Genomic DNA, 22,317 nt, shown 5'->3' on the forward strand with positions numbered 1-22,317 from the left:
TGTTCGTCTTAATGGGATAATAACCGCCAGTGGAGAACGAAATGGACAGACTGGATGCCATGCAGTTATATGTTGCGGTTGTGGATGCCCACAGCTTCGCCCGGGCGGCGGAGGTGCTGGGGCAGCCGCGCTCAACGGTGTCGCGGGTAGTGAAGGAGCTGGAGGCCTGGCTGGGGGCGCAGCTTCTTCAGCGCACCACCCGCAAGCTCAGCGTGACGGCCGAGGGACGCCGGTATTACGCGGAGTGTAAACGGCTGCTGGCCGAGATGGCGGCGATGGAAGCCTCCTTTCCCGGCCGCTCGGCCCAGCCCGCCGGGCGGTTCAAGGTGGGGATGCCGCAATCTCTTGCCCGGCACTGCGTATTGCCAAGGATCGGCGAGTTTCTGCAGCAGTATCCTGACCTGGAGATGATCCTCTGCTCAAGCGACAACGTGGAAGATATTATCCAGGAGGGATTCGACTGCGTGATCCGTAGCGGACAAATCGAAGATTCCACCACCCTGGTGGCGCGTCCTCTGGCCCGCTACCGCTGGATGGTCCTCGCCTCGCCGGCCTGGCTTGCGGCCCACGGCCGGCCGCAGAGCATCGTCGATCTGCACCAGCACCGGGCGGTGGGCTACCTGAACCACCGTACCGGGCGGACCATCGACTGGCTTTTCTCCCTCGATGACGGCGATTGCGCGATCCGCATGCAGGAGACGCTGGTGGTCGACGATACCGATGCCTATATCCAGGCCGGCGTTCAGGGGCTGGGCCTGATCCGCGTCGCCAGCTATCTGGCGCAACCTTATCTGCAGAGCGGCGCGCTGGTCGCTTGTCTGGAGCAGGCCGCTTCTGATCTTCCCCTGTCGCTGGTCTATCCGCAAAACCGCTATCTGCCGCCGGCGGTACGCGCATTTTATGACTGGAGCAGACGCGTTCTGCAACCCCCGCTCAGCGAGGCCTGATGTCGGTGGTATTCGCTCCCGCTATGGTCCGCGCATGGCCTGTTTTATCCTCGCTATCAGCCAGTTCAGCGCCGGATCCTGCGCCCGGCGTTTGTGACGCAGTATACACAGGGTAAATTCCGGGTAGGCCACCGGCGGGGCGTCCGCGCGCAGGGCATACTGCGCCTGCCAGCGCTTCGCCAGTCCCTGGGGGACGGTGGCGAAGAGCGGCAGGGTGGTCAGCAGCAGGGGAAAGGTGGAGAAATTCTGCGTGGCAAAGCGCACGCGCCGCGCGAGTCCCTGACTGGCGAGCTGGCGGTCTATTTCCCCGTGGCCGGTTTCGCGATAGGCCACCATCACATGTTCCCAGGCGACAAAGTCGCTCACCGACAACGGCCCGCGGCAGGGGATCTGCTGTGGCGACCAGAGAGTGGTCACCCCCATGCTCATCACCGGTTCACTGACGATCTCCCCGCGGCTCTGTTTGTTGAGGGATACCGCGACATCAATGCGATCCTCTTCCAACAGCTGGCGTACCTGGAAGGGGTCGGCGGCTAGTGTCTGGAGCGACACCCCGGGTGCCTCCTGCATCAGTCCGGGTAACAGCTGGGGCATCAGCCAGTGTTCGCTCCAGTCGCTGAGGCCGACGCGGAAAAGCTGCTGGGCGCTGGCGGGGGAAAACTCCCCGGCGCCAAACATTGCCGAATGCAGGTGTTCCATCAGCGGCTGCAGCTCGGTCATCAGCGCTTGCGCCCGCGGCGTCGGCAGCATGCCTCTGGCGCTGCGCACGAACAATGGATCGTCAAACATCTCGCGCAGCCGTTTCAGCGCCCCGCTGATGGCCGGCTGGCCAAGATGCAGCGCCTCTGCGGTGCGGGTGACGCTGGCTTCGCGGTACAGCACCATCAAGACCGTCAACAGATTCAGATCGATACGACTAAAATCATTTTCAATGATTTTCTTCATTATGATAATCAATTTGAATGTGGGTTATCCCGGCAGCATAGTGAATATCACCCCGATAAATCAACCAGCGCAATGCGCGCGGAGGGAGTGATGCAAACTTACCAGACAGGCGACAGCCTGATATTCAAAGTTCCGGAGCGCGAGATTAGCCTGCAGCCGGCGGCGCTCTATCCCGCAGCGTTCCCTGCGACGGAGGCGGACGCCGATAATCAGCCAATCGCGCTATCGATCCACAGCTGGGTGGTACAGACCCCCCACGATCTGATAGTTATCGATACCGCCACGGGTAACGGCCGGGAACGCGGCGGCAATCCGCTTTATCATCAACTTAACACGCCCTATCTGGAGAATCTCCGCGCCGCAGGAGTGAACCCGGAGGAGGTGACCCTGGTACTACTGACTCACCTGCATACCGACCATGTCGGGTGGAATACCGTCTGGCAGGACGATCGCTGGGCGCCGCTGTTTCCCAACGCGCGCTATCTGTGTTCGGCAAAAGAGCTGACGCGGGTGAAGAACAGCGAACGTTACCGGGCGCTGTGGCTCGACAGCCTGCTGCCGGTGATCGAGGCCGGCCAGCTGGAGACCGTGGATGTGGCGGCCAGGCCGCAGGTCGGCGGACGGATCGCCTTTATCCCTACCCCCGGCCACAGTCCTGACCATGCCGCGCTGATCCTCTCCTCTGGCGATGACTACGCCTGTTTCTCCGGCGATCTTCTGCATTCCCCGCGCCAGTTTACCCATCCGCACTGGAACTCGGCGTTCTGCGGCGATCCCCGGCAGGCGGAACGCTCGCGACGGGAGATGATGGCATGGTGCGCAAGCCATCATGCCCAATGGTTCACCGGCCATTTCCCCGGATCCTCCTGCGGCTGGCTGGAGGAAGACAGGCCAGGGGAGAATCGCTGGCGAGACGCCGGACAACCATCTGCAGACGAGGGGAAACAGTGATGAATAATACGCAAAGCGTGTTGGTTTTTGGCGCCACCGGTCAGCAGGGCGGCTCGGTGGCGGGGGCGCTGCTGCACCGCGGCTGGCGGGTTCGGGCGCTGGTCAGGGATCCTTTCTCCGCCGGGGCCGTCGCGCTGGCGGCACGGGGAGCCGAGCTGGTGGTGGGTACCTTTGAAGACCGGGCGGCAATGCGATCGGCAATGGCCGGGGTCGACGGCGTCTTCAGCGTCCAGCCCAGTTCGCCGGGAGGGACGGTGACCGATGAGCAGGAGGTACGCTACGGGATAACCATCGCCGACCTCGCCGTCGAGTGCGGGGTGAAGCATCTGGTGTACAGCTCCGGCAGCGCGGCGGGGGAGACGCCGACCGGGGTAGCGCATTATGACACCAAGGCGGAAATTGAACGGCATATCCGCCGCCTGCCGCTGGCGGCGACCATCGTGCGGCCCGCCACCTTTATGGAGCTGCTGGTGATGCCCGGTTTTGGCCTTGATGAAGGTCATTTTCACTTTTTTATGCTGCCGGAGGGGAGGATGCAGGTGCTGGCGGTGGAGGATATCGGCCAGCTTGTCGCGGCGATTTTTGCCGCGCCGGCGCGGTTTGCCGGCAAGACCTTCGAGATCGCCAGCGACAGCGTGACCGGTCGCCAGCTGGAGGCGTTATTCTCCGCGGCGGCGGGACGGCCGATCCCCTATTCGCGATTTTCCGACGAGGTGCTGGCCGCCAGCCCATTTCTGCACAAGCTGACCGGGCTGGTGGACGACGGGCGGCTGGCGGGCCATGCCGACCTCGACGCCCTGCGCCAGCTGCACCCGCAGCTGCACACCTTCGCCGGCTGGCTGGCGGGCCCCGGCCGTCCCGCCTTTGAGCGGGCGCTGACCAGCGGGGCCAGCTGGGCGTTTAATCGTTAAAGGCGATACCTCCTCTGCGCCGGCGTCTCGGTGTTTGGCCGGCGTGATGACCTGCGCAGGGAGGGCCTACAGGTCGTTAAGACAACTCACGAGGAGTACGATTGTGAAATTTTAAGCGGTTTTCACGCACAACGATAGGTAAAAGCGAACATCCGGAATTTTCAGCCGCTTACAATGGAGGAAACACTCTGGGATCGCCTGAATAATGACAATTTACCGATGGGCTTCGGCCTGCCTGTTAAGCATGACCTGCGCCGCTACGGCGGCGGAATTTAAAACCATCGAGGCCGATCTGCTGGCCTCCAACCGGCTGTTCTGTATGACCGGCTATGACCATAAGCCGATCGGCGTGGCGTGGGAGAGCGTCAAATCCAGCCGCTATCAACCGCAGTCGGATGGCGACCGTATTTTCAGCGACACCGTCTCCCGGCGCTTTCTGGAAGAGGAGAATAAGACCGCCTTTTACAATGGCGCCAAATATCGCGTCCTGGGTAAACCCGCCAGCGCCTGCTATGACTATTCCGCCGCGCGTATTCAACGCATGGCGGGCTACCTGAAGGTGTAACGGCCCCGCGAGGCGGGCGCTAAAACAGCGCCAGCCGGGCGAGACGGTCCAGCGCGTTGCTCAGCGCGTCGTCCCCAGCCGTCAGACTGATGCGGATAAACCCTTCGCCCCCTTCGCCAAAACCAGTGCCTGGCGCCACCAGAATATGCGCCTCCTGCAGCAGCAGGCGGGCAAACTCTTGTGAACGGTACCCGGGCGGCACGCTCAGCCAGAGGAAGAACGTGCCTTGTGCGGTACGAACCGGCCAGCGCAGCGCGGCCAGTCGACGCAGAACCCACTCCCGGCGCTGATGATACGCCGCTGTCAGCTGCGTAATCCGTTCTGCCGGCAGGCTGAGCGCGGCGATCGCCGCATCCTGAATCGCGCCAAACACCGTGCTGTAGCTGTGGGTGTGCAGCTTTTTAAATGCCCGAATAATCGAGGCGTTGCCGACCGCGAAGCCGAAGCGCCAGCCGGCCATATTAAAGGTCTTGGAGAAGGTGTAGGTTTCCACTCCCCACGCCTTCGCGCCGGGCTGAGAGAAAAGGCTCAGCGGCGCGTCACTGGCCGCGCTGCCGATGGCCGCATAGGCAAAATCGTGCAGGATCGGCACCTGGTGACGGTGGGCAAACTGCAGGGCGCTGGCGAACAGCGCCGGCGTGGCGAGGGCGCCGGTGGGGTTATGCGGATAGTTAAGCACCACCAGCCCGGCCTTGTCAGCCACCTCCCGGGGGAGGTCGTTAAAATCCGGCAGGAAATGGTTCTCAGCCCTTAGCGGCAGGCCATAAAACGTCGCCTGGGACTGCAGCGCCGCTGAGCGATAAATGGGATAGCAGGGATCGGTGGAGATGAGGTATTGCCCGGGACGGAGCAGCGCCCGCGGGATGCCGCCAATACCGATATGCGAGCCCTGAAATACCGCGACTTCGCTGTGCGGATCGAATTCCACATCATACTGGCGACGATAAAAATGGGCGATCGCTTCGCGGACCTGCGGCTTGCCCCAGAATGAGGGGTAGCCATGGTTTTCACGACGATGAATGGCGCTCTGCAGCGCGTCAATCACTTCCGGCGGGGTGGGTTGATCCGGACTGCCGCTGGAGAGGTCGATTAACGGCAGCATGTCGGTGTTGACCTCCGCGGCCAGGTTTTCCAGCAGGCTGAACAGATTCTCTTCCAGGGCGTCCACCAGCGGTGAAGCAGCAAAATCAGGCATAATTTTCCCGGTTTACGTCATCAATAATCTGCCATCTTTAAGGGATTTATGGCGCCTGGCTAAATAACAATATCTGCAAAGGATGATTATTTTTAGGATATGTCGGGATGGCAAAAGGTTATGAGGAATAAGCAAAAGGAAATCCGGCGTTCTGGCTTACAACCCTCTTGCGGCTGTGATTTAATCGCTCAATATCGCCAACCTTCCAGGAAAATACCTTATGAACAAGTCAGTTGCGCTCGGGATGACGCTTGCCCTGTTATCCGCTACCTCTTTTTACGCCACCGCAGATCAAATTATTCGTATCGGCTTCAATCCCGGGCCGTATAAAGAGCAATTTGAAAAAGGGGTCGCCCCCTATTTATTGAGTAAAGGGTATAAAATCGAATATAAAGATTTTAGCGACGGTATTCAGGTCAATGACGCGGTAGCCCGCGGCGATATCGAAGCGAATATTATGCAGCATCCGGTATACCTGAAAGCGATCAATGAGCGGCTGGGGACCGATAACGTGGGCATTGTGCAGGTACCCACACCGCCGATGGGCCTGTATGGCGGCAAACTGACCACCCTGGGCACCCCGGCAGCCGGCACGGTGGTGTCGGTGCCAAACCAGCCGTCGAACGAATATCGCGCGGTGCTGGTGCTGGAAAGTCTGGGCTGGGTGAAGATTAAACCGGACAGCGATCCCGCCACCTTTTCCCAGCGCAATATCGTTGCTAACCCCTATAAAATCGTGCTTAAGGAGATGGACAATGCCCAGCAGGTTCGCGCGCTGCCGGATGTCGACTATGGCCTGATTCAGGGCAATTTCGCCGTTTCCAGCGGCATGGCGCTCACCTCAGCATTAAAGCTGGAGGCCGCCACCAGCCATTTTATTAACGTCGTAACCGTTGCCGGTAAAAATCAGAAGGCGCAGTTTGCCAAAGATATTATCGACGGCTATCACTCTGCCGATTTCAAAAAATATATTCTCAGCCATCCGCAGTATGATGGTTACCTGCTGCCTGATTATTTAAAATGAATAACGCGATGATAGAATTTCGCCATGTCAGTAAAACCTTTTCCAGAAAAGGGCATCCAGTTCTGGCCCTGCAGGATATTAATCTCAGTATCGACCGGGGCGATATTTTCGGCATTATTGGCTACAGCGGCGCAGGAAAAAGCACCTTATTGCGGCTGATTAATCGGCTGGAAACGCCGGGCGAGGGCGAGGTGGTGTTGAACGGTGAGCCGCTACAGGACTGCAGCGGCCAGCGCCTGCAGGCGATCAAAAAAGATATCGGCATGATCTTTCAGAATTTTAATCTGCTGAATTCGAAAACGGTATTTCATAACATCGCTATCCCGCTTATTTTGCAGGGCCGCGACAAGGCCTTTATCCAGGCGCGGGTTGCGGAGCTGCTGGCGTTTGTCGACCTGAGCGACAAAATGCACAGCTACCCTAATGAGCTATCGGGAGGGCAAAAGCAGCGGGTCGGTATCGCCCGGGCGCTGGCCACCAACCCGTCGGTGCTGCTGTGCGATGAAGCCACCTCGGCGCTCGACCCCCACACCACGGTACAGATCTTACTGCTGCTGCAGGAGATTAATCGCCGCTATGGCATCACCATTGTGCTGATTACTCATGAAATGTCAGTGATCCAGAAAATCTGTAACAAGGTGGCGGTGATGCAGGCCGGGCGCATTGTTGAGCAGGGGACGGTGTTCGATCTCTTTGCCCAGCCGCAGCATCCGGTCACCGCCAGTTTCGTGCAGTCGGTGGTGCACGATCGCCTGCCGCAGCGGGTGGCGTCGCTCCTGCAGCGCGATAACGGCGCCCGGGCTTTACGCCTCGAATTTATCGGCGCGACGGCCCGGCAGCCGATCATTAACCACCTGATCCGCGAGTATGCTGTCGAGGTGAATATCCTGTTTGCCAGCATGTCCGAAGTTCAGGGCCGGATACTGGGATTTATGATTGTGCAACTCCTCGGCGAGCCTGACGAAACCGAACGCGCTATCACCCATCTGGCCGACGCAGGAGTGAAAATCACCCATGTTTGATCTGATTGATACCGCCATTACCGGCGAGCAGTTTCTGCTGGCGCTGCATGATACCCTGATTATGGTCGCCATCTCACTGGGCTTTGGCGCGCTGATCGGCGTCCCGCTGGGAATTGTGCTGGTGGTTTGCCGTCCCGGCGGCATCGTGGCCAACCCGGTGGTGCATCAGGCGCTGAATCCGCTGATTAACGTGCTGCGCTCGCTGCCGTTTATCATTTTGCTGATTGTGATCCTGCCCTTCACCAGGCTGCTGGTGGGCACGACTATCGGCACCGCGGGGGCCATCGTGCCGCTGATCGTTTTTGTCGCCCCCTATATTGCCCGGCTGGTGGAGAGCTCGCTGCTGGAGGTGGATGAGGGGATCCTTGAGGCCGCAGACGCCATGGGCGCTACCCCTCTGCAGACCGTCTGGCACTTTATGCTGCCGGAGGCGGCGGCGTCGCTGATTCTGGCCCTTACCACCGCGACCATCGGTCTGCTTGGCGCGACCGCCATGGCGGGAACGGTGGGCGGCGGCGGGATCGGCGATCTGGCGATCACCTACGGCTATCAGCGTTTCGACGCCTTTGCCACCCTCACCACCGCCCTGGTGTTGATTGTTATTGTCCAGCTTATTCAGACGCTGGGTACACGCCTGGCTCGCCGGCTGCGTCGCGAATAACCGCTAATCCGCGCCGGGGTTGCCCCGGCTAGCGTGCGCATACCGCGGCGAAGGCGCTGGCTACCCGCGCAATATTGCCGCGGTTGAGCCCGGCCACGCAGACCCGACCGCTGGCGATCAGATAGATGCCGTGCTCTTCGCGCAGAACGTCTACCTGATCGGCGCTAAAGCCGGTGTAACTGAACATGCCGCGCTGGGTCAGCAGATAGGAAAAATCCTCCGCCGGCAGGGCTGTCTGCAGGGATTTCACCAGCGCGACGCGCATGGCGCTGATGCGGGTGCGCATGGCCTCCACTTCTTCCTGCCACAGGGCATTCAGCTCGGGATCGTTGAGCACCTGCGACACCACCTGGGCGCCAAACCCCGGCGGGCTGGAGTAGTTGCGGCGCACGGTGGCTTTCAACTGGCCCAGCACGCGCCCGGCGGCATCGGCATTGTCACAGACCACCGACAGGCCGCCGACGCGCTCGCCGTACAGCGAAAAAATCTTCGAGAACGAGTTACTAACCAGCGCCGTCAGCCCGGCGCTGGCGATGGCGCGGATGGTATAGGCATCTTCATCCAGCCCACGGCCAAAGCCCTGGTAGGCAATATCGAGGAACGGGATCAGCTCCCGGGCGATCAACACCTCAATCACCCGATCCCACTGCTCGGGGGTGAGATCGGCCCCCGTCGGATTATGGCAGCAAGGATGGAGCAGCACGATGCTGCGGGGCGGGAGCTGCTGGAGGGCGGCAAGCATGGCGGGGAAATTGACCCCGCGAGTGGCGCTGTCGAACCAGGGATAGGTATGCACCTCGAAGCCCGCCCCGGCAAAGATGGCCACATGGTTCTCCCAGGTCGGATCGCTGACCCAGACCGCGGAGTCGGGGAAGTAGCGCTTGAGAAAATCAGCGCCCACCTTCAGCGCGCCGGAGCCGCCCAGCGTCTGGATGGTGGCGATGCGTCCGGTACGCAACGCCGGATGATGTTCGCCAAACAGCAGCGTCTGGACCGCGCGGCGATAGGGTGCCAGTCCCTCCATCGGCAGATAGAGGCTGGCCTTTTGCAACTGGCTCTGCAGCCGGTCAGCGGCCTGGCGGACCGCCTCCAGCTGAGGAATGATGGCCTGCTCGTTATAGTACAGCCCGATGCTGAGGTTAACTTTGTCTGCCCGGGGATCCTGTTGAAAGGCTTCCATCAGCGACAGGATAGGATCGCCCGCGTAGGCGTCGACGTTCTGGAACACAGTGGTTACTCCTGAAATGACCGTTAAAGGTGAAGCCATTACACCGCATAGCGTCCGGGGCGGTGGTTCATGGCGATAATCGAATTCAAAATCACGGCGCCGAGGACAGAGACCAGCAGCATCGGCAGGCTAACCACCCACAGCGAGGCGGTGACGATGCAGGCGTCCACTACCATCTGGAATTTACCGGCGCGGATGCCGCTTTTATCCTGCAGATAGAGGGCCAGAATATTGACGCCGCCGAGGCTCGCTTTATGGCGGAACAGCACCACAAAGCCGATACCGACCATGATGTTGCCGAAGAGGGTGGCGTAATAGGGGTTCAGGCGATCGACATGGATAAAGTAGCCGTGCAGGTCGGAGAACAGCGACACCAGTCCGACCGCGCAGAAGGTTTTCAGCGTGAAGGCGGCGCCCATCCGCCGGACGGAGAGCCAGTAGAAGGGCAGATTAATGGCGAAGAAAACCACGCCGAACGGCAGGTGGGTGGCGTAGTGGATCAGAAAGGCCATGCCTGCCGTCCCGCCGGTCAGGGCACCGGCCTGACGAAACAGGATAATACCAAAGGAGATCATTAGCGTGCCGAACAGCAGCGCCAGGGCATCCTCCAGCCAGGTGTGGGTCAGTTTTTCAGGGGAAAGGACGTTATCCATAAATAAGCACTATCTTTTCGTTAACAAGGATAAGCGCTTGTTTGCAAAAATCGCACCAGAGGAGCGTGCCCGGGCGATCGTTTGCGGAAAAAACAGCCGTGGTTAAGCCTAACCTGTTGTTCTGACAGGAAGAGAAAATTGCACGAATCGTGCGTGTCATGGTTTCTGTATGCGTGAGTTGTGCGAATTCGCCGTTTTACATGCATTTTCTGGCCCCGCGTCTGCACCAACGCAGGGCGCTGTGCTCCGGTTCAGCGCAGCGGGGGCGTGCCCGGCATCAGCTGGCCGTTCTCTTTCAGGCGGTTGAGCACAACGGCAGTTTTCAGATGGGCCACCCCTTTGTTTTGCGCCAGAATATGGCTGATCAAATGGCTCAGACCGGGCAGGTCCGGGACCGTTACCCGCAGCAGATAATCGGCGTCGCCGGTGGTTTTCCAGGCGTCCAGAATGGCGTCCACTTCACTGAGCATCTGATGAAAGCTCTCCACGCATTGCGGGGTGTGATTCAGCAGACGCACCTCAATCAGGCCAAGCATCTCTTGCCCGGCGGCATCCGGCGCCAGACGCGCATGGTAGCCGAGGATAAGCTGCGCCTGTTCAAGGGCGATACGCCGGCGTGAACACTGGGAAGCGGACAGGCCGATAAGCTCGCTCAGTTCCTGATTGGTTAAACGGCCATTGGCCTGCAGCAGGGTAAGAATTTTCAGATCATAGTCGTCGATGTTGTACATAGTGGCCACTAGCGGAACGTAAAAGTGACTAACAGCCTAACAGTTTTTTGCCTGGCGTGAAGCCTGGGCGGACGGCGGCAAAGCGTATGCACCAAAATGGGTCAGGTTCATGCATTAAGCTGCTCTTTTTCTCATGATCTGTGCGTAATCTGACCAGTTTTCGCGTGTGATGCGCCAGGTCAGCGCCGCGATGAGCAGCTACCGGAACTGATGTGAAAACAATATTTTAATATAATTCAATGTATTACTTTTTGTCTGCCGCTGCGCGGCGATCCGCTGGCCTGAAAGTTGCTACCGGCGAAAGTGACTTTTTACAGACAGGGGCAGGTCAGAGATGACAACGCAGCAAGAGCATCAGTTAAAACGCGGGTTAAAAAACCGCCACATCCAGTTGATTGCCCTCGGGGGGGCGGTCGGCACTGGACTGTTTTTAGGTATTGCGCAAACGATCCGTATGGCAGGCCCTTCGGTCCTGCTGGGATACGCCATCGCCGGGGTTATCGCCTTCTTTATCATGCGTCAGCTTGGCGAAATGGTGGTAGAGGAGCCAGTGGCGGGTTCGTTCAGCCATTTCGCCAACCGCTACTGGGGGCCCTTCGCCGGGTTTATGTCAGGCTGGAATTACTGGGTGTTGTACGTGCTGGTAAGCATGGCGGAGCTGACGGCGGTGGGGATCTATATTCAGTACTGGTGGCCGGAGGTACCCACCTGGCTGTCGGCGGCGATCTTCTTCGTGGCGATCAATGCCATCAACCTGACGCACGTCAAAGTGTATGGCGAGCTGGAGTTCTGGTTCTCGATTGTCAAAGTGGCCGCTATCATCAGCATGATCGCCTTTGGCTGCTATCTGTTATTTAGCGGTCACGGCGGCCCGGCGGCGACGGTGGCCAACCTGTGGCAGGACGGGGGATTTTTCCCTAACGGTATCACGGGCTTGGTGATGGCCATGGCGGTGATCATGTTCTCCTTCGGCGGGCTTGAGCTGGTGGGGATCACCGCGGCGGAAGCCGATGAGCCGCATAAAACCATTCCCAAAGCCACCAACCAGGTGATCTACCGGATTCTGCTGTTTTACGTGGGGTCGCTGGCGGTCCTGTTGTCACTCTACCCGTGGCGGAACGTCGTGGAAGGGGGAAGCCCTTTTGTGCTGATCTTTCACGCCATTGACAGCAATATTGTGGCCAACGCCCTCAATCTGGTGGTGCTCACCGCCGCGCTGTCGGTCTACAACAGCTGCGTCTACTGCAACAGCCGGATGCTGTTCGGCCTGGCTCAGCAGGGCAACGCCCCGCGTGCGCTGCTGCGAGTGAACCACCGCGGGAGCCCATTGACCGCCCTGGCGGTATCCGCCGTCGCCACGGCGCTTTGCGTGGTGATTAACTATGTGATGCCCGGGAAAGCCTTTGCCCTGCTGATGGCCCTGGTGGTGGCCGCCCTGGTCATCAACTGGGCGATGATCTGCATCACTCATCTTAAGTTCCGCCGCGCGATGCAGCGTGCCGGGAAGGTAACGGCTTTCCAGAGTTTCGCTTATCCCCTGACAAACTGGCTGTGTCTGCTGTTTCTCGCCGGGATCCTCGGGGTGATGTATCTGACCCCGGACATCCGCATCTCCGTCTGCCTGATCCCGGTATGGCTGCTGATCCTTGCCGCAGGCTATCTGCTGCGCAGGAAAAGCGCGCCGGAGCCGGTGGCGGCGCTGGAGGAGCGTTAATCTGCGACGCCCTGCCAGGCGGCAGGGCGATATTATTGCGCTGAAAACATATAGCGCCAATATATAGGATGGTTTATATAATTACGATAAATGATAACTAACAATATCACGCTTAATATAAATGAGAATGTGAGGTGACCGCGCGCTTTTTATTGATCTTGTGTACCGCTTTGCTACTATCCAGCCGGCATTAAGTCTTTATTTTATAATGCCTGGAAATGGAATGGTAAAATACATAATGGAGTAGGGTATGAAGCATGTGCACAAGCTGGCCTGGATTGGCCTGTTCGTCAATATTATTATCTGTTTTGTCGCGCGTAATTTATTACTCGATGAAGGACAACTGAATTTCCATAGTCGGGTGGACAGCATGTGGTCCTGGCTGGTTCTTGCCCTGTTTATCGCCGTGGTGGTTCAGGTGCTCAGCATTATGCTGTCTGGCCGCTATCCTTATCTGGCCATTGTGCTGGCCTTTATTGGCGGTATCGTGATGATCCCCATCAGTATGATCTTTCTGGTCGGCAGCCTGTTCAGCTTTCAAACGCGGATTAACGCCGGTTTTACCCCGTGGCGGTCAACAACCGGGGCGATGGGCCGCGACGATAATCACCAGCTATTAACCTTTAATGCATCCGCTTTTTATCCGCAGGGAGCGCTGGCGCTCATCGCCGGGATAATTATCTTAATGATTGGCATGGGTATTGGCGGCGTATTTATTGCCGCCGGTATTCTGGCGCTGTGCAACGGCTATCGTCTGCAGAATCGGGTGGTGATTGGCGTCAGCGGCGAGTCGATGATATTTACGCCGGGTCTCTATGCCGACACCTACATTATTCCTTTGCGCGATGTAGTTCTCGCTGAGCGCGGCAGTCATGATGCGAAAGTCCGGCTGCTCATCCCGTCGACAGGCAGAAGTATCACCTTGCGCAAAAAAATGCTCGCCGGCGATAACGTCAGCGACACCTTCGCCGCGATCCTTGCAAAACTGACCACCGTTTAGCGCCGGCAGGAAGAAAAGCCGCCAGCGGCAACGAGATCCCTGGCGGCGGAAGGGGAAACATCAACGGCAGGCGCGTCGGCCTGGCCTTTGGTATACAGCAACAGGCTGCCTGTTAATCCACGTTAGTAAAATAATCGCGCGCGGCGGTCTCGACGCGCTTCGCGTCCAGCCCGGTCTTCTCAGTGATCTGCTCGATAAACGGTTTAAATTTTTCGTCCATCACGTTCCCTCCTTCCCAGTGGGCGACGTAAAATTTGCACTGATAGCGATAAAAATGGAGAGTGGTATCTCCTAACGTGTAGTACATGAGCTTCTCCTGTCCGGTATTGCGGTCACCGCGTCCACAGCGTCAGCAACCTTTTTCTCATCACGATCGATCTGTTCTCTATCCTCCTCCCAATTGGCTGAAATTTCCAGCGGTGCTTTACGCAAAAAGGCAGGATAAAGAAAGGATAATCTGCTGACAGGCAGTGATTATTTCTGGAGTCAGCGCGGTGACCCGGTTACCTGCGGGCCGCGCAGATAACCGGAGTAGCGACAGGCTTAGCGCAGCGCGTTGCGCTCGTCGGCGGTCAGGTCGAGGGTCTGCGCCACGCCGCTTTCCGCGGAACGCACCGCCGCTTCCAGAACGGCCATTACCGCCAGCGCTTCAACCGGCGGCACCGGATTGGCGATCTGGCCCTTCAGCGCGTCGCGGATCTGCATATAGTACTGGCGCTGATCGCCCGGCGGAGTAGGCTGAGTTTGGGCCTGCAGCGAGGCGTCATAGATCACCAGCTTGTCATCATCCTGACCCCAGCCGGCGCTTCCCGGTACCACACCCGCCAGCAGCTGGCTCTCCTGCTGGTCGGCCCGCGCTTTGACAACGCTGCCTTTATCGCCATGCACGGTAAAGCGCGAGGAGCCCCCCGCGACCAGCATGCTACAGTGCAGGATCGCTTTATGCGCCGGGTAGTTTAACACCACATGCGCCCAGTCGTTGATCTCCGCGCCGTCGCGCAGGGTGGCGATGTTGCCCTGTACCGACTGCGGCAGACCAAACAGCTGCAGCGCCTGATCGATCAGGTGCGGGCCCAAATCGAACCATAAGCCGCTGCCGGGGACGTTCTGCTCGCGCCAGCGGACGCGGACTTCCGGGCGGAAACGGTCGAAATGGGACTCAAAATGTTTCACCGTGCCGATGACGCCCTGCTCAATAACCTGACGGATCCCGAGATAGTCGCTGTCCCAGCGGCGGTTATGGAAGACGGAGAGCAGGCGCTGTTTCTCCTGCGCCAGGGCGATCAGCTCCCGGGCCTCCTGCATATCAAGGGTAAAGGGTTTGTCCACCACCACATGCTTGCCGGCGTTCAGCGCCAGGCGGGCCAGCGGCGCGTGCGTGGCGTTGGGGGAGGCGATGACCACCAGATCGACATCCGGATGCTGGACCGCCGCTTCCGCGGAGGCGATCACCGTGACGTCCGGCAGGTCGCGTTTGACTTTTTCTTCATCACGCGAGGCGACGAAGGCCAGGTTCAGGCCCGGCACCGAACGGATAAGCGGCGCGTGGAAGGTCTTACCGACGAAGCCATAGCCAATCAGGGCGATATTTATCGTGTTGTTACTCATCAGGTTCTCCGCGTTGTTAAGCGTCAGCAATATGTACAGAGAGGGCAGGGTCATCCCCCAGCTCAGGCCAGGGACGATCGAGGAAAAGATGGTGAATGTCGCTGAGACCGGCCACCAGCCAGGGTTCGCAATGGTTGACTTTGGTATGGTCCGCCACCAGCCAGTGTTCCGCGCTGGCGGCGAGCATGGCGCGTTTTACGTCGGCATCGGCCTCCTGGCTGGCGCTCAGTCCAAGCTCGGCATGCAACGCGCAGGCGCCGAGAATCGCGATATCGGCGCGGTAGCGCGCCACCAGCGACAGCGTGGCGCTGCCGGCGAACAGCCGCTGCTCACTGTCCCACTGGCCGCCAAGCAGAATGAGCTGGATATCGGCGCGGTCGCTAAACAGCTGGGCGATATCCAGCGAAGCGGTGATCACGGTCATGGGGCCTTTCAGCTGGCTAGCGACGGCCAGCAGTGTGCTGCCGGCGTCGAGAAACAGCGTCGAGCCGGAGGGGATGCGCGCGGCGACCTGCTGGCCGAGACGCTGCTTGGTTCCGGGGAGCAGGGCGTTTCTTCCCTGGCGCGTCATCGCCGGGACGTTAAGCGCGATGGCGCCGCCGTGGCTTTTCTGCAGTACGCCCTAGTTTTCCAGCTCGCTGAGATCCCGGCGTATGGTATCGGCCGACACCTGCAGCGCATCAACCAGTTCGCTGATGCTCAGCTGACCGGTTTCACTTAGCCGGTCGAGGATGTGTTTTTGTCGGGCGAGCTTGTGCATAACGAGAGACTCCGCAAGTTGACGCAATAAGCGGCATAATACAGCATAAAGTCGCAAAATAAACCGCAAAAAGTCGCACTGAGGCGCGCAAAACCTGAAGAACTTGATTTCACTACACTTTAACGTTAAATGAGGAAGGTGGGCGCGGCCCGGGGGAAAGCGCTTTTTAATGAAGCGATTAGCCCCTTTCACCGGGCAATAAACAGCGAAAAAGCGCGCTTTCGCGTACCTTATACAGAGTGCGTGCAATGTGACAGGCATGGATTAACGGAGGTTGAGTGGACGCGATTAAAGGCTCGGAGTTGCAGATACCGGACGCGATCTTCGCGTGGGTGCTCGACGGGCAGGGGGGCGTGAAGCCGCTCGCCGATAACGATATTATCGACAAAGAGAAGCCCTGCTGGCTGCATCTCAACTATACCCATAGCGACAGCGCCGACTGGCTGGCGGCCACCCCGCTACTGCCCAATAACGTGCGCGATGCCCTGGCAGGCGAGAGCACCCGACCACGGGTAACGCGGATCGGCGACGGGGCGCTGATCACCCTGCGCTGCATCAACGGCAGCACCGATGAACGCCCAGACCAGCTGGTGGCGATGCGTCTCTATATGGATGAGCGGCTGATCGTCTCCACTCGTCAGCGCAAAGTGCTGGCGCTCGACGATGTGCTGGGCGACCTGAAGGAGGGCAATGGGCCGACGGACTGCGGCAGCTGGCTGGTGGAAGTCTGCGACGCGCTGACCGATCATGCCAGTGAGTTTATTGAACAACTGCACGACCGAATAATCGACCTCGAAGACGACCTGCTCGATCAGCAGGTGCCACCGCGCGGTTTCCTTGCCCTGCTGCGTAAACAGCTGATCGTGATGCGCCGGTATATGGCGCCGCAGCGCGATGTTTACGCCCGGCTGGCCAGCGAGCGCCTGCCGTGGATGAGCGACGATCAGCGGCGGCGGATGCAGGATATCGCCGAGCGGCTGGGGCGCGGGCTGGATGAGATCGACAGCTGCATCGCCCGGACGGCGATCATGAGCGATGAGATCGCCCAGATTATGCAGGAGTCGCTGGCGCGGCGGACCTATACGATGTCGTTGATGGCGATGGTGTTTCTGCCCAGCACCTTTTTAACCGGCCTGTTCGGTGTCAACCTCGGCGGGATCCCTGGCAACAGCTGGCATCTGGGGTTTAGCCTCTTCTGCCTGATGTTAGTCGTTGTCATCGGTGGTGTTGCATGGTGGTTACATCGCAGTAAATGGTTGTAAAGAATCGCCTTTTAGCAGCGATGATGCCGGGAAAACCCGGCAATGTTTGAGCGAAATCAATAAACCCTCTACCCATTCAGGGCAATATCTCTCTCGCAGGTGAATGCAACGTCAAGCGATGGGCGTTGCGCTCCATATTGTCTTACTTCCTTTTTTGAATTACTGCATAGCACAATTGATTCGTACGACGCCGACTTTGTTGAGTCGGCTTTTTTTTTGCGCTCTCCTGACCAGCTTCTACGCTTACTAAGACACCCGACGGTCTTCAGGCCGTTTACGCCTGCGGGTACGCCCGTATCACTTTCCGGGAGGCCACTATGCATTACGCTTCAGGGCTGACAGCCCAGTCTATCCCCATCTCGCCCGAGCCGAACGATCCGGTTCCTTTACCCGATCCACGACCGCGTCCGCAGCCGCAGCCCGATCCGCCGCCTGATGAAGAGCCGATTAAATTGTCGCATCAGGCGCGGAGATCTGCGAGGATACGCGCCTGCAGATCGTCTGTCCTTTAATACGAGAATACATTGTGACCGCTTTTTCTACCCTGACTGTTTTACCTGCCGCCCAATTAGCCAACCTTAACGAGCTGGGTTATCTGTCGATGACGCCGGTTCAGGCCGCCGCCCTGCCGGCGATCCTCGCGGGGAAAGATGTGCGCGTGCAGGCAAAAACCGGCAGCGGAAAAACGGCCGCCTTCGGGCTGGGTCTGTTGCATCATATCGATCCGTCGCGCTTTGAGACCCAGTCGCTGGTGCTGTGTCCGACCCGGGAACTGGCCGATCAGGTTGCCGGCGAGCTGCGCCGTCTGGCGCGCTGCCTGCCGAACATCAAGATTTTGATGCTCTGCGGCGGGCAGCCGTTTGGCGCCCAGCGCGATTCACTGCAGCACGCCCCGCATATTATCGTCGCCACTCCGGGCCGTCTGCTCGATCATCTGCAGAAGGGGACGGTCTCTCTCGACGCGCTGCAGACCCTGGTGATGGATGAAGCGGACCGCATGCTTGACATGGGCTTCAGCGACGCCATCGACGAGGTGATCCGCTTCGCGCCGGCTGACCGGCAGACGCTGCTGTTTTCCGCCACCTGGCCTGCGGCAATCGCGGCGATCAGCGGCCGGGTGCAGCGTCATCCGGAAACGATTGAGATTGACAGCGTCGATGCGTTACCGGCTATAGAACAGCAGTTCTTTGAGGTTTCCCGCCACGATAAGATTGCGCTGCTCCAGCGTCTGCTCAGCCAGCATCAGCCGGCGTCCTGCGTGGTGTTCTGCAATACCAAGCGCGATTGCCAGGCGGTCTGCGATGCGCTCAACGCCGCCGGGCAGAGCGCATTATCGCTGCACGGTGACCTCGAGCAGCGCGACCGCGATCAAACGCTGGTGCGCTTCGCGAACGGCAGCGTCCGGGTTCTGGTGGCGACCGATGTCGCTGCCCGCGGCCTGGACATCAAATCTCTCGCGCTGGTGGTGAACTTCGAGCTGGCCTGGGATCCGGAAGTGCATGTGCACCGCATCGGCCGTACCGCCCGCGCCGGCGAACAAGGTCTGGCTATCAGCTTTTGCGCGCCGGAAGAGGCGCAGCGCGCCACCATTCTGGCCGACATGCTGCAGTTATCCCTCAACTGGCTGCCGGCGCCGGCGGGCAACGCTATTACGCCGCTGACGGCGGAGATGGCGACGCTGTGCATCGACGGCGGAAAAAAGGCGAAAATGCGCCCGGGGGATGTGCTGGGGGCGTTGACCGGTGATATGGGATTTGATGGCGCCGATATCGGCAAAATTAACGTCCACCCGGCCCACGTCTATGTGGCGATCCGCCAGAATATGGTGCAGAAGGCGTATAAGCAGTTACAAAACGGCAAGATCAAAGGCAAAGCCTGCCGCGTACGACTGCTGAAGTAAGGGCAGAATAGCGCGTCTCAGGCGGCGGCCTGAGACGCTTGCAGGTTACTTCACTTCCACTACGTTCAGACGCAGCTCATCCAACCGGGCGTCCTCTTCCTCCGGCTGCCAGCCGGCAGGCTGCAGGGGAATCTCTTCCCTGTCAAACGCTAAATCGCCGCCGTCCACTACCTCGGAGCCGTGGGTGATGCCTTTAAAATCAAACAGATTAACGTCGCTCAAGTGCGAAGGCACCACGTTCTGCATTGCGCTAAACATGGTTTCAATGCGTCCCGGATAACGCTTATCCCAGTCGCGAAGCATATCGGCGATCACCTGGCGCTGCAGGTTAGGCTGCGAACCGCACAGGTTGCAAGGAATGATCGGGAAGCCCTTGGCCTGGGAGAAGCGCTCGATGTCCTTTTCGCGGCAGTAGGCCAGCGGGCGGATAACGATGTGTTTGCCGTCGTCGCTCATCAGCTTCGGCGGCATTCCTTTCATTTTGCCGCCGTAGAACATATTCAGGAACAGCGTCTGCAGGATGTCGTCGCGATGATGGCCGAGGGCAATCTTGGTGGCGCCAAGTTCGGTGGCGGTACGGTAGAGAATGCCGCGACGCAGGCGAGAGCACAGCGAGCAGGTGGTTTTCCCTTCCGGGATCTTCTCTTTGACGATGCCGTAGGTGTTCTCTTCAACAATCTTATATTCAACGCCCAGCTGCTCAAGATACGCCGGCAGAATATGCTCCGGGAACCCAGGCTGTTTCTGGTCGAGGTTCACCGCCACCAGCGAGAAGGAGATGGGCGCGCTTTTCTGCAGGTTACGCAGGATCTCCAGCATGGTATAGCTGTCCTTGCCGCCTGACAGACAAACCATAATGCGGTCGCCATCTTCAATCATATTGAAGTCGGCGATCGCCTCACCGACGTTGCGGCGCAGACGTTTCTGCAGCTTATCGATGTTGTATTTTTCTTTTTTACTAATTTCTTGATTTTGCAGCATGTAATAGTGGCTCAATTCATAGTGTGGCATCAGAAGAGCACGCGTTGTGCCAGCCGCTGGGCAACGTGGCGCTGGCGCGTAGCAATTAATGAGGTCTGACAGACAACCGTGGCGTGTATGGTACGGATTCAGGGGCGGAATGTCAGCATCTTTCCGGCACTTTCCGCTGCGGGCAGGCAAGCTGGTGGAGCAGAAGTAAAAATAAACAGCCCGCCGGGCGGCGGGCTATGGCGCTAGCGGACGACCAGCACCGAGCACTCGGCGTGGCGGACCACCGCGGCGGCGTTGGAGCCCAGCAGATAGGTGGTGATATCCGGCCGGTGCGAAGCGATGATCACCAGGTCGGCGGGTAGCGACTTGGCGAGGGCCAGGATCTTATCTTTTGGCGATCCTTCGGCAACGTGAAAATGTTTCCGATCTTCCGGGATAGAGAACTGTTTCGCGAGTTCTTTAAGCTGCGTTTCCGTTCCTTCACGCAGCTCATCCATACCAGGCAGTTCGGCGGTATAGGCCATTCCCAGTGAGGCATAATAAGGCAGGGAAGGGATAACGGAGAGGAAATGGACCTCCGCGTCGTCAATCCGCGCTTCCGATTCAACGTGACTGATAATGCGTTCAGTAAATTCTTTATCAGAGATATCGATGGGGACAAGAATCATTCTGCTCATAAAACCTCCTGTTTAAGTATCCCCTCATATTGTATGGCATTATGGCACGTTTTGTATCATGACCGCAGTCACACTTTGACATTAACGTGGCTTGTGTTCGGGAAATTTTCCCTTTATCACGCCGTCATAAAAGCGACCTTTTGACACCACCTGTAAAAAGTCACGAAAAATACGCGGTGGAACGCCGGTATATTGCAACGGCGGCTGGTGATAAAAACAAATTTCCAGCGTGGCGGAGGCGTCATCATAGGCGACAGAGATAATTCGGGAAGATTTTACCGGGTGATGATGCATGATGGACGTCCTCGGGCAGGCACTGACTGAGCACGACTATATCACTAAACGGACGCTTATTTTAAGCGGTGGGATATATTGTTTTGTTTTAGCTGGTGCGATGCAAAGAGAGAGAAAGCCCGCCGGAACCGGCGGGCTGGCGCATCAGAACTGGTAAACCAGGCCCAACGCGACGATGTTGTCGGTAGAGATACCGTTGTCTTTGTAGAAGCTGTCGTTGTCATCCAGCAGATTGATTTTGTAATCAACGTAGGTGGACATATTACGGTTGAAGTAATAGGTGGCGCCGACGTCCATATATTTGACCAGATCTTTATCGGCGTAGCTGCCGGTATTATAGAGATCTTTGCCTTTGGACTGCAGATAGGAGATAGCCGGACGCAGACCAAAGTCGAACTGATACTGAGCGGTGGCTTCGAAGTTTTGCGTTTTGTTGGCCACGCCGTCGTTGCCGTAAGGGGTCATGTTGCGGGTTTCAGAGTACATGGTCGCCAGGTAGATATTGTTGGCGTCGTACTTCAGGCCAGCGGTCCAGGCTTCAGCTTTATCGCCACGGGCGTTGGTCTGGGTCATCTGGTCGTTAGTACGGTCAGATGAGGTGTAGGCCGCTGCCGCGCTGATGCCCATGCCGAAGTTATAGGAGGTAGAGAGACCGAAACCGTCGCCGTTGTCAAAGCGAACATCGCTGTTGCTGCTGCGGTTGTTGGTGCCGACGTTGATGTCCTGGGCGTTCTGGCCTTCGTTTTTACCCTGATACTGCAGGGCGAAGTTCAGACCGTCTACCAGACCGAAGAAGTCGCTGTTACGGTAGGTCGCGACGCCGTTGGCGCGGCCTGCCATAAAGTTATCCGCATAGGTGTAGGAGTCGCCGCCGAACTCCGGCAGCATATCGGTCCAGCCTTCGACGTCGTACAGCACGCCGTAGTTACGACCGTAGTCGAAGGAACCGTAATCGCCCACTTTGATACCGGCGAAGGCCAGACGGGTCCACGCCTGATCGCCGGCGCTTTCGGTATTGTTGGCCTGAACGTTGTATTCCCACTGGCCGTAACCGGTGAGCATATCGTTGATCTGGGTTTCGCCTTTAAAGCCAAAGCGAACGTAAGTTTGGTCGCCGTCTTTTTTCGAGTCGCTGGAGAAATAGTGCAGACCGTCTACCTTGCCATAGACATCTAATTTATTTCCGTCTTTATTATAAATTTCCGCCGCATGTGCGGCGCCAGCGGCTAATAAAGCCGGAATAACGAGGGCCAGTACTTTTCTTTTCATGAAGAAATTCCTTTAACTGTTTTTATGT

General features: G+C 58.5%; 24 protein-coding genes and 1 pseudogene. 13 read left to right on the forward strand and 12 right to left on the reverse strand.

Going from position 1 to position 22,317, the window contains the following annotated elements:
* The first annotated feature begins 41 nt into the window (after window positions 1-41).
* Window positions 42-947: a LysR family transcriptional regulator gene (locus ABLU50_RS14170; protein WP_087832826.1), complete on the forward strand. Its 906-nt coding sequence runs from the start codon at window positions 42-44 to the stop codon at window positions 945-947.
* A 21-nt stretch (window positions 948-968) separates the two neighbouring features.
* Here ABLU50_RS14170 and ABLU50_RS14175 read toward each other — a convergent pair whose 3' ends face one another.
* Complete coding sequence (locus ABLU50_RS14175; protein WP_087832827.1) at window positions 969-1,892, reverse strand: LysR family transcriptional regulator; 924 nt, start codon at window positions 1,890-1,892, stop codon at window positions 969-971.
* Between the two features lie 87 nt (window positions 1,893-1,979).
* On the opposite strand from ABLU50_RS14175, the gene ABLU50_RS14180 reads away from it, so the two are divergent.
* The 3 genes from ABLU50_RS14180 (at window position 1,980) to ABLU50_RS14190 (ending at window position 4,319) form a co-directional block, all read left to right on the forward strand.
* Window positions 1,980-2,843 (forward strand): MBL fold metallo-hydrolase, encoded by an 864-nt coding sequence (locus ABLU50_RS14180; protein WP_176391542.1) that lies wholly within the window; start codon window positions 1,980-1,982, stop codon window positions 2,841-2,843.
* Window positions 2,843-3,754 (forward strand): NmrA/HSCARG family protein, encoded by a 912-nt coding sequence (locus tag ABLU50_RS14185; RefSeq protein WP_087832829.1) that lies wholly within the window; start codon window positions 2,843-2,845, stop codon window positions 3,752-3,754. The genes ABLU50_RS14180 and ABLU50_RS14185 overlap by 1 nt, the downstream gene beginning before the upstream one ends.
* Window positions 3,755-3,959: 205 nt before the next feature.
* Complete coding sequence (locus ABLU50_RS14190; RefSeq protein WP_023318077.1) at window positions 3,960-4,319, forward strand: hypothetical protein; 360 nt, start codon at window positions 3,960-3,962, stop codon at window positions 4,317-4,319.
* Between the two features lie 19 nt (window positions 4,320-4,338).
* On the opposite strand, the gene ABLU50_RS14195 is transcribed toward ABLU50_RS14190, so the two are convergent.
* Window positions 4,339-5,514, reverse strand: coding sequence for an aminotransferase class I/II-fold pyridoxal phosphate-dependent enzyme (locus ABLU50_RS14195; RefSeq protein WP_087832830.1), 1,176 nt, complete (start codon window positions 5,512-5,514; stop codon window positions 4,339-4,341).
* A 220-nt stretch (window positions 5,515-5,734) separates the two neighbouring features.
* Here ABLU50_RS14195 and ABLU50_RS14200 point away from each other — a divergent pair, with 220 nt between their 5' ends.
* From ABLU50_RS14200 to ABLU50_RS14210, 3 genes are read left to right on the forward strand one after another with little or no spacing between them, the layout of a single operon-like run.
* A complete protein-coding gene (locus ABLU50_RS14200; protein WP_004203972.1) occupies window positions 5,735-6,538 on the forward strand; it encodes a MetQ/NlpA family ABC transporter substrate-binding protein in 804 nt (267 codons plus the stop codon).
* An 8-nt stretch (window positions 6,539-6,546) separates the two neighbouring features.
* The gene (locus ABLU50_RS14205; RefSeq protein ID WP_048294638.1) at window positions 6,547-7,560 is read left to right on the forward strand and encodes an ATP-binding cassette domain-containing protein; all 1,014 of its coding nucleotides are present in this window, start codon (window positions 6,547-6,549) and stop codon (window positions 7,558-7,560) included.
* Complete coding sequence (locus ABLU50_RS14210) at window positions 7,553-8,221, forward strand: methionine ABC transporter permease (protein WP_004203975.1); 669 nt, start codon at window positions 7,553-7,555, stop codon at window positions 8,219-8,221. The genes ABLU50_RS14205 and ABLU50_RS14210 overlap by 8 nt, the downstream gene beginning before the upstream one ends.
* A 28-nt stretch (window positions 8,222-8,249) precedes the next feature.
* Here ABLU50_RS14210 and ABLU50_RS14215 read toward each other — a convergent pair whose 3' ends face one another.
* The 3 genes from ABLU50_RS14215 to ABLU50_RS14225 all read right to left on the reverse strand — a co-directional run bounded on the left by ABLU50_RS14215 (window position 8,250) and on the right by ABLU50_RS14225 (window position 10,833).
* Window positions 8,250-9,449: an amino acid aminotransferase gene (locus ABLU50_RS14215; protein WP_087832831.1), complete on the reverse strand. Its 1,200-nt coding sequence runs from the start codon at window positions 9,447-9,449 to the stop codon at window positions 8,250-8,252.
* 38 nt (window positions 9,450-9,487) lie between these two features.
* Complete coding sequence (locus ABLU50_RS14220) at window positions 9,488-10,102, reverse strand: YitT family protein (RefSeq protein WP_004176405.1); 615 nt, start codon at window positions 10,100-10,102, stop codon at window positions 9,488-9,490.
* Between the two features lie 251 nt (window positions 10,103-10,353).
* Entirely contained in the window at window positions 10,354-10,833 is a 480-nt protein-coding gene (locus ABLU50_RS14225) for an Lrp/AsnC family transcriptional regulator (protein WP_023318081.1), read from the reverse strand.
* A gap of 334 nt (window positions 10,834-11,167) precedes the next feature.
* Between ABLU50_RS14225 and ABLU50_RS14230 the strand changes: the two genes are divergently transcribed.
* Together ABLU50_RS14230 and ABLU50_RS14235 are read left to right on the forward strand one after the other, a co-directional pair.
* Complete coding sequence (locus ABLU50_RS14230; RefSeq protein WP_087832832.1) at window positions 11,168-12,547, forward strand: amino acid permease; 1,380 nt, start codon at window positions 11,168-11,170, stop codon at window positions 12,545-12,547.
* 250 nt (window positions 12,548-12,797) lie between these two features.
* On the forward strand, window positions 12,798-13,547 hold the full coding sequence (locus ABLU50_RS14235; RefSeq protein ID WP_087832833.1) for a hypothetical protein: 750 nt from the start codon (window positions 12,798-12,800) through the stop codon (window positions 13,545-13,547).
* Window positions 13,548-13,659: 112 nt separating this feature from the next.
* Here the strand turns inward: ABLU50_RS14235 and ABLU50_RS14240 are convergent, their stop codons facing one another.
* From ABLU50_RS14240 to ABLU50_RS14250, 3 genes and pseudogenes are all read right to left on the reverse strand, one after another.
* Complete coding sequence (locus tag ABLU50_RS14240) at window positions 13,660-13,854, reverse strand: hypothetical protein (protein ID WP_004203980.1); 195 nt, start codon at window positions 13,852-13,854, stop codon at window positions 13,660-13,662.
* Window positions 13,855-14,090: 236 nt separating this feature from the next.
* The gene (locus ABLU50_RS14245) at window positions 14,091-15,209 is read right to left on the reverse strand and encodes an oxidoreductase (RefSeq protein WP_117434977.1); all 1,119 of its coding nucleotides are present in this window, start codon (window positions 15,207-15,209) and stop codon (window positions 14,091-14,093) included.
* Window positions 15,172-15,915, reverse strand: a pseudogene (locus ABLU50_RS14250) (DeoR/GlpR family DNA-binding transcription regulator). The gene ABLU50_RS14245 and the pseudogene ABLU50_RS14250 overlap by 38 nt, the downstream one beginning before the upstream one ends.
* 278 nt (window positions 15,916-16,193) lie before the next feature.
* Between ABLU50_RS14250 and zntB the strand changes: the two are divergent.
* The 3 genes from zntB (at window position 16,194) to dbpA (ending at window position 19,077) form a co-directional block, all read left to right on the forward strand.
* Window positions 16,194-17,177 carry a zinc transporter ZntB gene (gene zntB, locus ABLU50_RS14255; RefSeq protein WP_004203984.1) on the forward strand — a complete coding sequence of 328 codons (984 nt, stop codon included), beginning with the start codon at window positions 16,194-16,196 and terminating at the stop codon, window positions 17,175-17,177.
* A gap of 317 nt (window positions 17,178-17,494) precedes the next feature.
* On the forward strand, window positions 17,495-17,689 hold the full coding sequence (locus ABLU50_RS14260) for a hypothetical protein (RefSeq protein WP_071592553.1): 195 nt from the start codon (window positions 17,495-17,497) through the stop codon (window positions 17,687-17,689).
* 14 nt (window positions 17,690-17,703) lie between these two features.
* Complete coding sequence (gene dbpA / locus ABLU50_RS14265) at window positions 17,704-19,077, forward strand: ATP-dependent RNA helicase DbpA (RefSeq protein WP_087832834.1); 1,374 nt, start codon at window positions 17,704-17,706, stop codon at window positions 19,075-19,077.
* A 45-nt stretch (window positions 19,078-19,122) separates the two neighbouring features.
* On the opposite strand, the gene ttcA is transcribed toward dbpA, so the two are convergent.
* The 3 genes from ttcA to ABLU50_RS14280 all read right to left on the reverse strand — a co-directional run bounded on the left by ttcA (window position 19,123) and on the right by ABLU50_RS14280 (window position 21,020).
* Window positions 19,123-20,058, reverse strand: coding sequence for a tRNA 2-thiocytidine(32) synthetase TtcA (gene ttcA / locus ABLU50_RS14270; protein ID WP_069603594.1), 936 nt, complete (start codon window positions 20,056-20,058; stop codon window positions 19,123-19,125).
* Window positions 20,059-20,291: 233 nt separating this feature from the next.
* Window positions 20,292-20,726: a universal stress protein UspF gene (gene uspF, locus ABLU50_RS14275; protein ID WP_017898748.1), complete on the reverse strand. Its 435-nt coding sequence runs from the start codon at window positions 20,724-20,726 to the stop codon at window positions 20,292-20,294.
* An 81-nt stretch (window positions 20,727-20,807) separates the two neighbouring features.
* On the reverse strand, window positions 20,808-21,020 hold the full coding sequence (locus ABLU50_RS14280) for a KTSC domain-containing protein (RefSeq protein WP_048294652.1): 213 nt from the start codon (window positions 21,018-21,020) through the stop codon (window positions 20,808-20,810).
* On the opposite strand from ABLU50_RS14280, the gene ABLU50_RS14285 reads away from it, so the two are divergent.
* Window positions 21,019-21,177 (forward strand): hypothetical protein, encoded by a 159-nt coding sequence (locus ABLU50_RS14285; protein WP_160326403.1) that lies wholly within the window; start codon window positions 21,019-21,021, stop codon window positions 21,175-21,177. The two genes, ABLU50_RS14280 and ABLU50_RS14285, sit on opposite strands and share 2 nt — an antisense overlap.
* Here the strand turns inward: ABLU50_RS14285 and ompK37 are convergent.
* Window positions 21,165-22,289 (reverse strand): porin OmpK37, encoded by a 1,125-nt coding sequence (ompK37, locus tag ABLU50_RS14290; RefSeq protein WP_087832835.1) that lies wholly within the window; start codon window positions 22,287-22,289, stop codon window positions 21,165-21,167. The two genes, ABLU50_RS14285 and ompK37, sit on opposite strands and share 13 nt — an antisense overlap.
* Window positions 22,290-22,317 lie beyond the last annotated feature (28 nt).

It is taken from the genome of Klebsiella sp. GG_Kp173 (genome assembly GCF_040062415.1).
Lineage (GTDB): Bacteria > Pseudomonadota > Gammaproteobacteria > Enterobacterales > Enterobacteriaceae > Klebsiella > Klebsiella quasipneumoniae.

Coding starts and splice junctions, on each gene's coding strand:
- ABLU50_RS14170 (WP_087832826.1), top strand. CDS start 42: ATGGACAGACTGGATGCCATGCAGTTATATGTTGCGGTTGTGGATGCC.
- ABLU50_RS14175 (WP_087832827.1), bottom strand. CDS start 1,892: ATGAAGAAAATCATTGAAAATGATTTTAGTCGTATCGATCTGAATCTG.
- ABLU50_RS14185 (WP_087832829.1), top strand. CDS start 2,843: ATGAATAATACGCAAAGCGTGTTGGTTTTTGGCGCCACCGGTCAGCAG.
- ABLU50_RS14190 (WP_023318077.1), top strand. CDS start 3,960: ATGACAATTTACCGATGGGCTTCGGCCTGCCTGTTAAGCATGACCTGC.
- ABLU50_RS14195 (WP_087832830.1), bottom strand. CDS start 5,514: ATGCCTGATTTTGCTGCTTCACCGCTGGTGGACGCCCTGGAAGAGAAT.
- ABLU50_RS14200 (WP_004203972.1), top strand. CDS start 5,735: ATGAACAAGTCAGTTGCGCTCGGGATGACGCTTGCCCTGTTATCCGCT.
- ABLU50_RS14205 (WP_048294638.1), top strand. CDS start 6,547: ATGATAGAATTTCGCCATGTCAGTAAAACCTTTTCCAGAAAAGGGCAT.
- ABLU50_RS14210 (WP_004203975.1), top strand. CDS start 7,553: ATGTTTGATCTGATTGATACCGCCATTACCGGCGAGCAGTTTCTGCTG.
- ABLU50_RS14220 (WP_004176405.1), bottom strand. CDS start 10,102: ATGGATAACGTCCTTTCCCCTGAAAAACTGACCCACACCTGGCTGGAG.
- ABLU50_RS14225 (WP_023318081.1), bottom strand. CDS start 10,833: ATGTACAACATCGACGACTATGATCTGAAAATTCTTACCCTGCTGCAG.
- ABLU50_RS14230 (WP_087832832.1), top strand. CDS start 11,168: ATGACAACGCAGCAAGAGCATCAGTTAAAACGCGGGTTAAAAAACCGC.
- ABLU50_RS14235 (WP_087832833.1), top strand. CDS start 12,798: ATGAAGCATGTGCACAAGCTGGCCTGGATTGGCCTGTTCGTCAATATT.
- ABLU50_RS14240 (WP_004203980.1), bottom strand. CDS start 13,854: ATGTACTACACGTTAGGAGATACCACTCTCCATTTTTATCGCTATCAG.
- ABLU50_RS14245 (WP_117434977.1), bottom strand. CDS start 15,209: ATGACCCTGCCCTCTCTGTACATATTGCTGACGCTTAACAACGCGGAG.
- ABLU50_RS14260 (WP_071592553.1), top strand. CDS start 17,495: ATGCATTACGCTTCAGGGCTGACAGCCCAGTCTATCCCCATCTCGCCC.
- ttcA (WP_069603594.1), bottom strand. CDS start 20,058: ATGCTGCAAAATCAAGAAATTAGTAAAAAAGAAAAATACAACATCGAT.
- uspF (WP_017898748.1), bottom strand. CDS start 20,726: ATGAGCAGAATGATTCTTGTCCCCATCGATATCTCTGATAAAGAATTT.
- ABLU50_RS14285 (WP_160326403.1), top strand. CDS start 21,019: ATGATGGACGTCCTCGGGCAGGCACTGACTGAGCACGACTATATCACT.
- ABLU50_RS14280 (WP_048294652.1), bottom strand. CDS start 21,020: ATGCATCATCACCCGGTAAAATCTTCCCGAATTATCTCTGTCGCCTAT.
- ompK37 (WP_087832835.1), bottom strand. CDS start 22,289: ATGAAAAGAAAAGTACTGGCCCTCGTTATTCCGGCTTTATTAGCCGCT.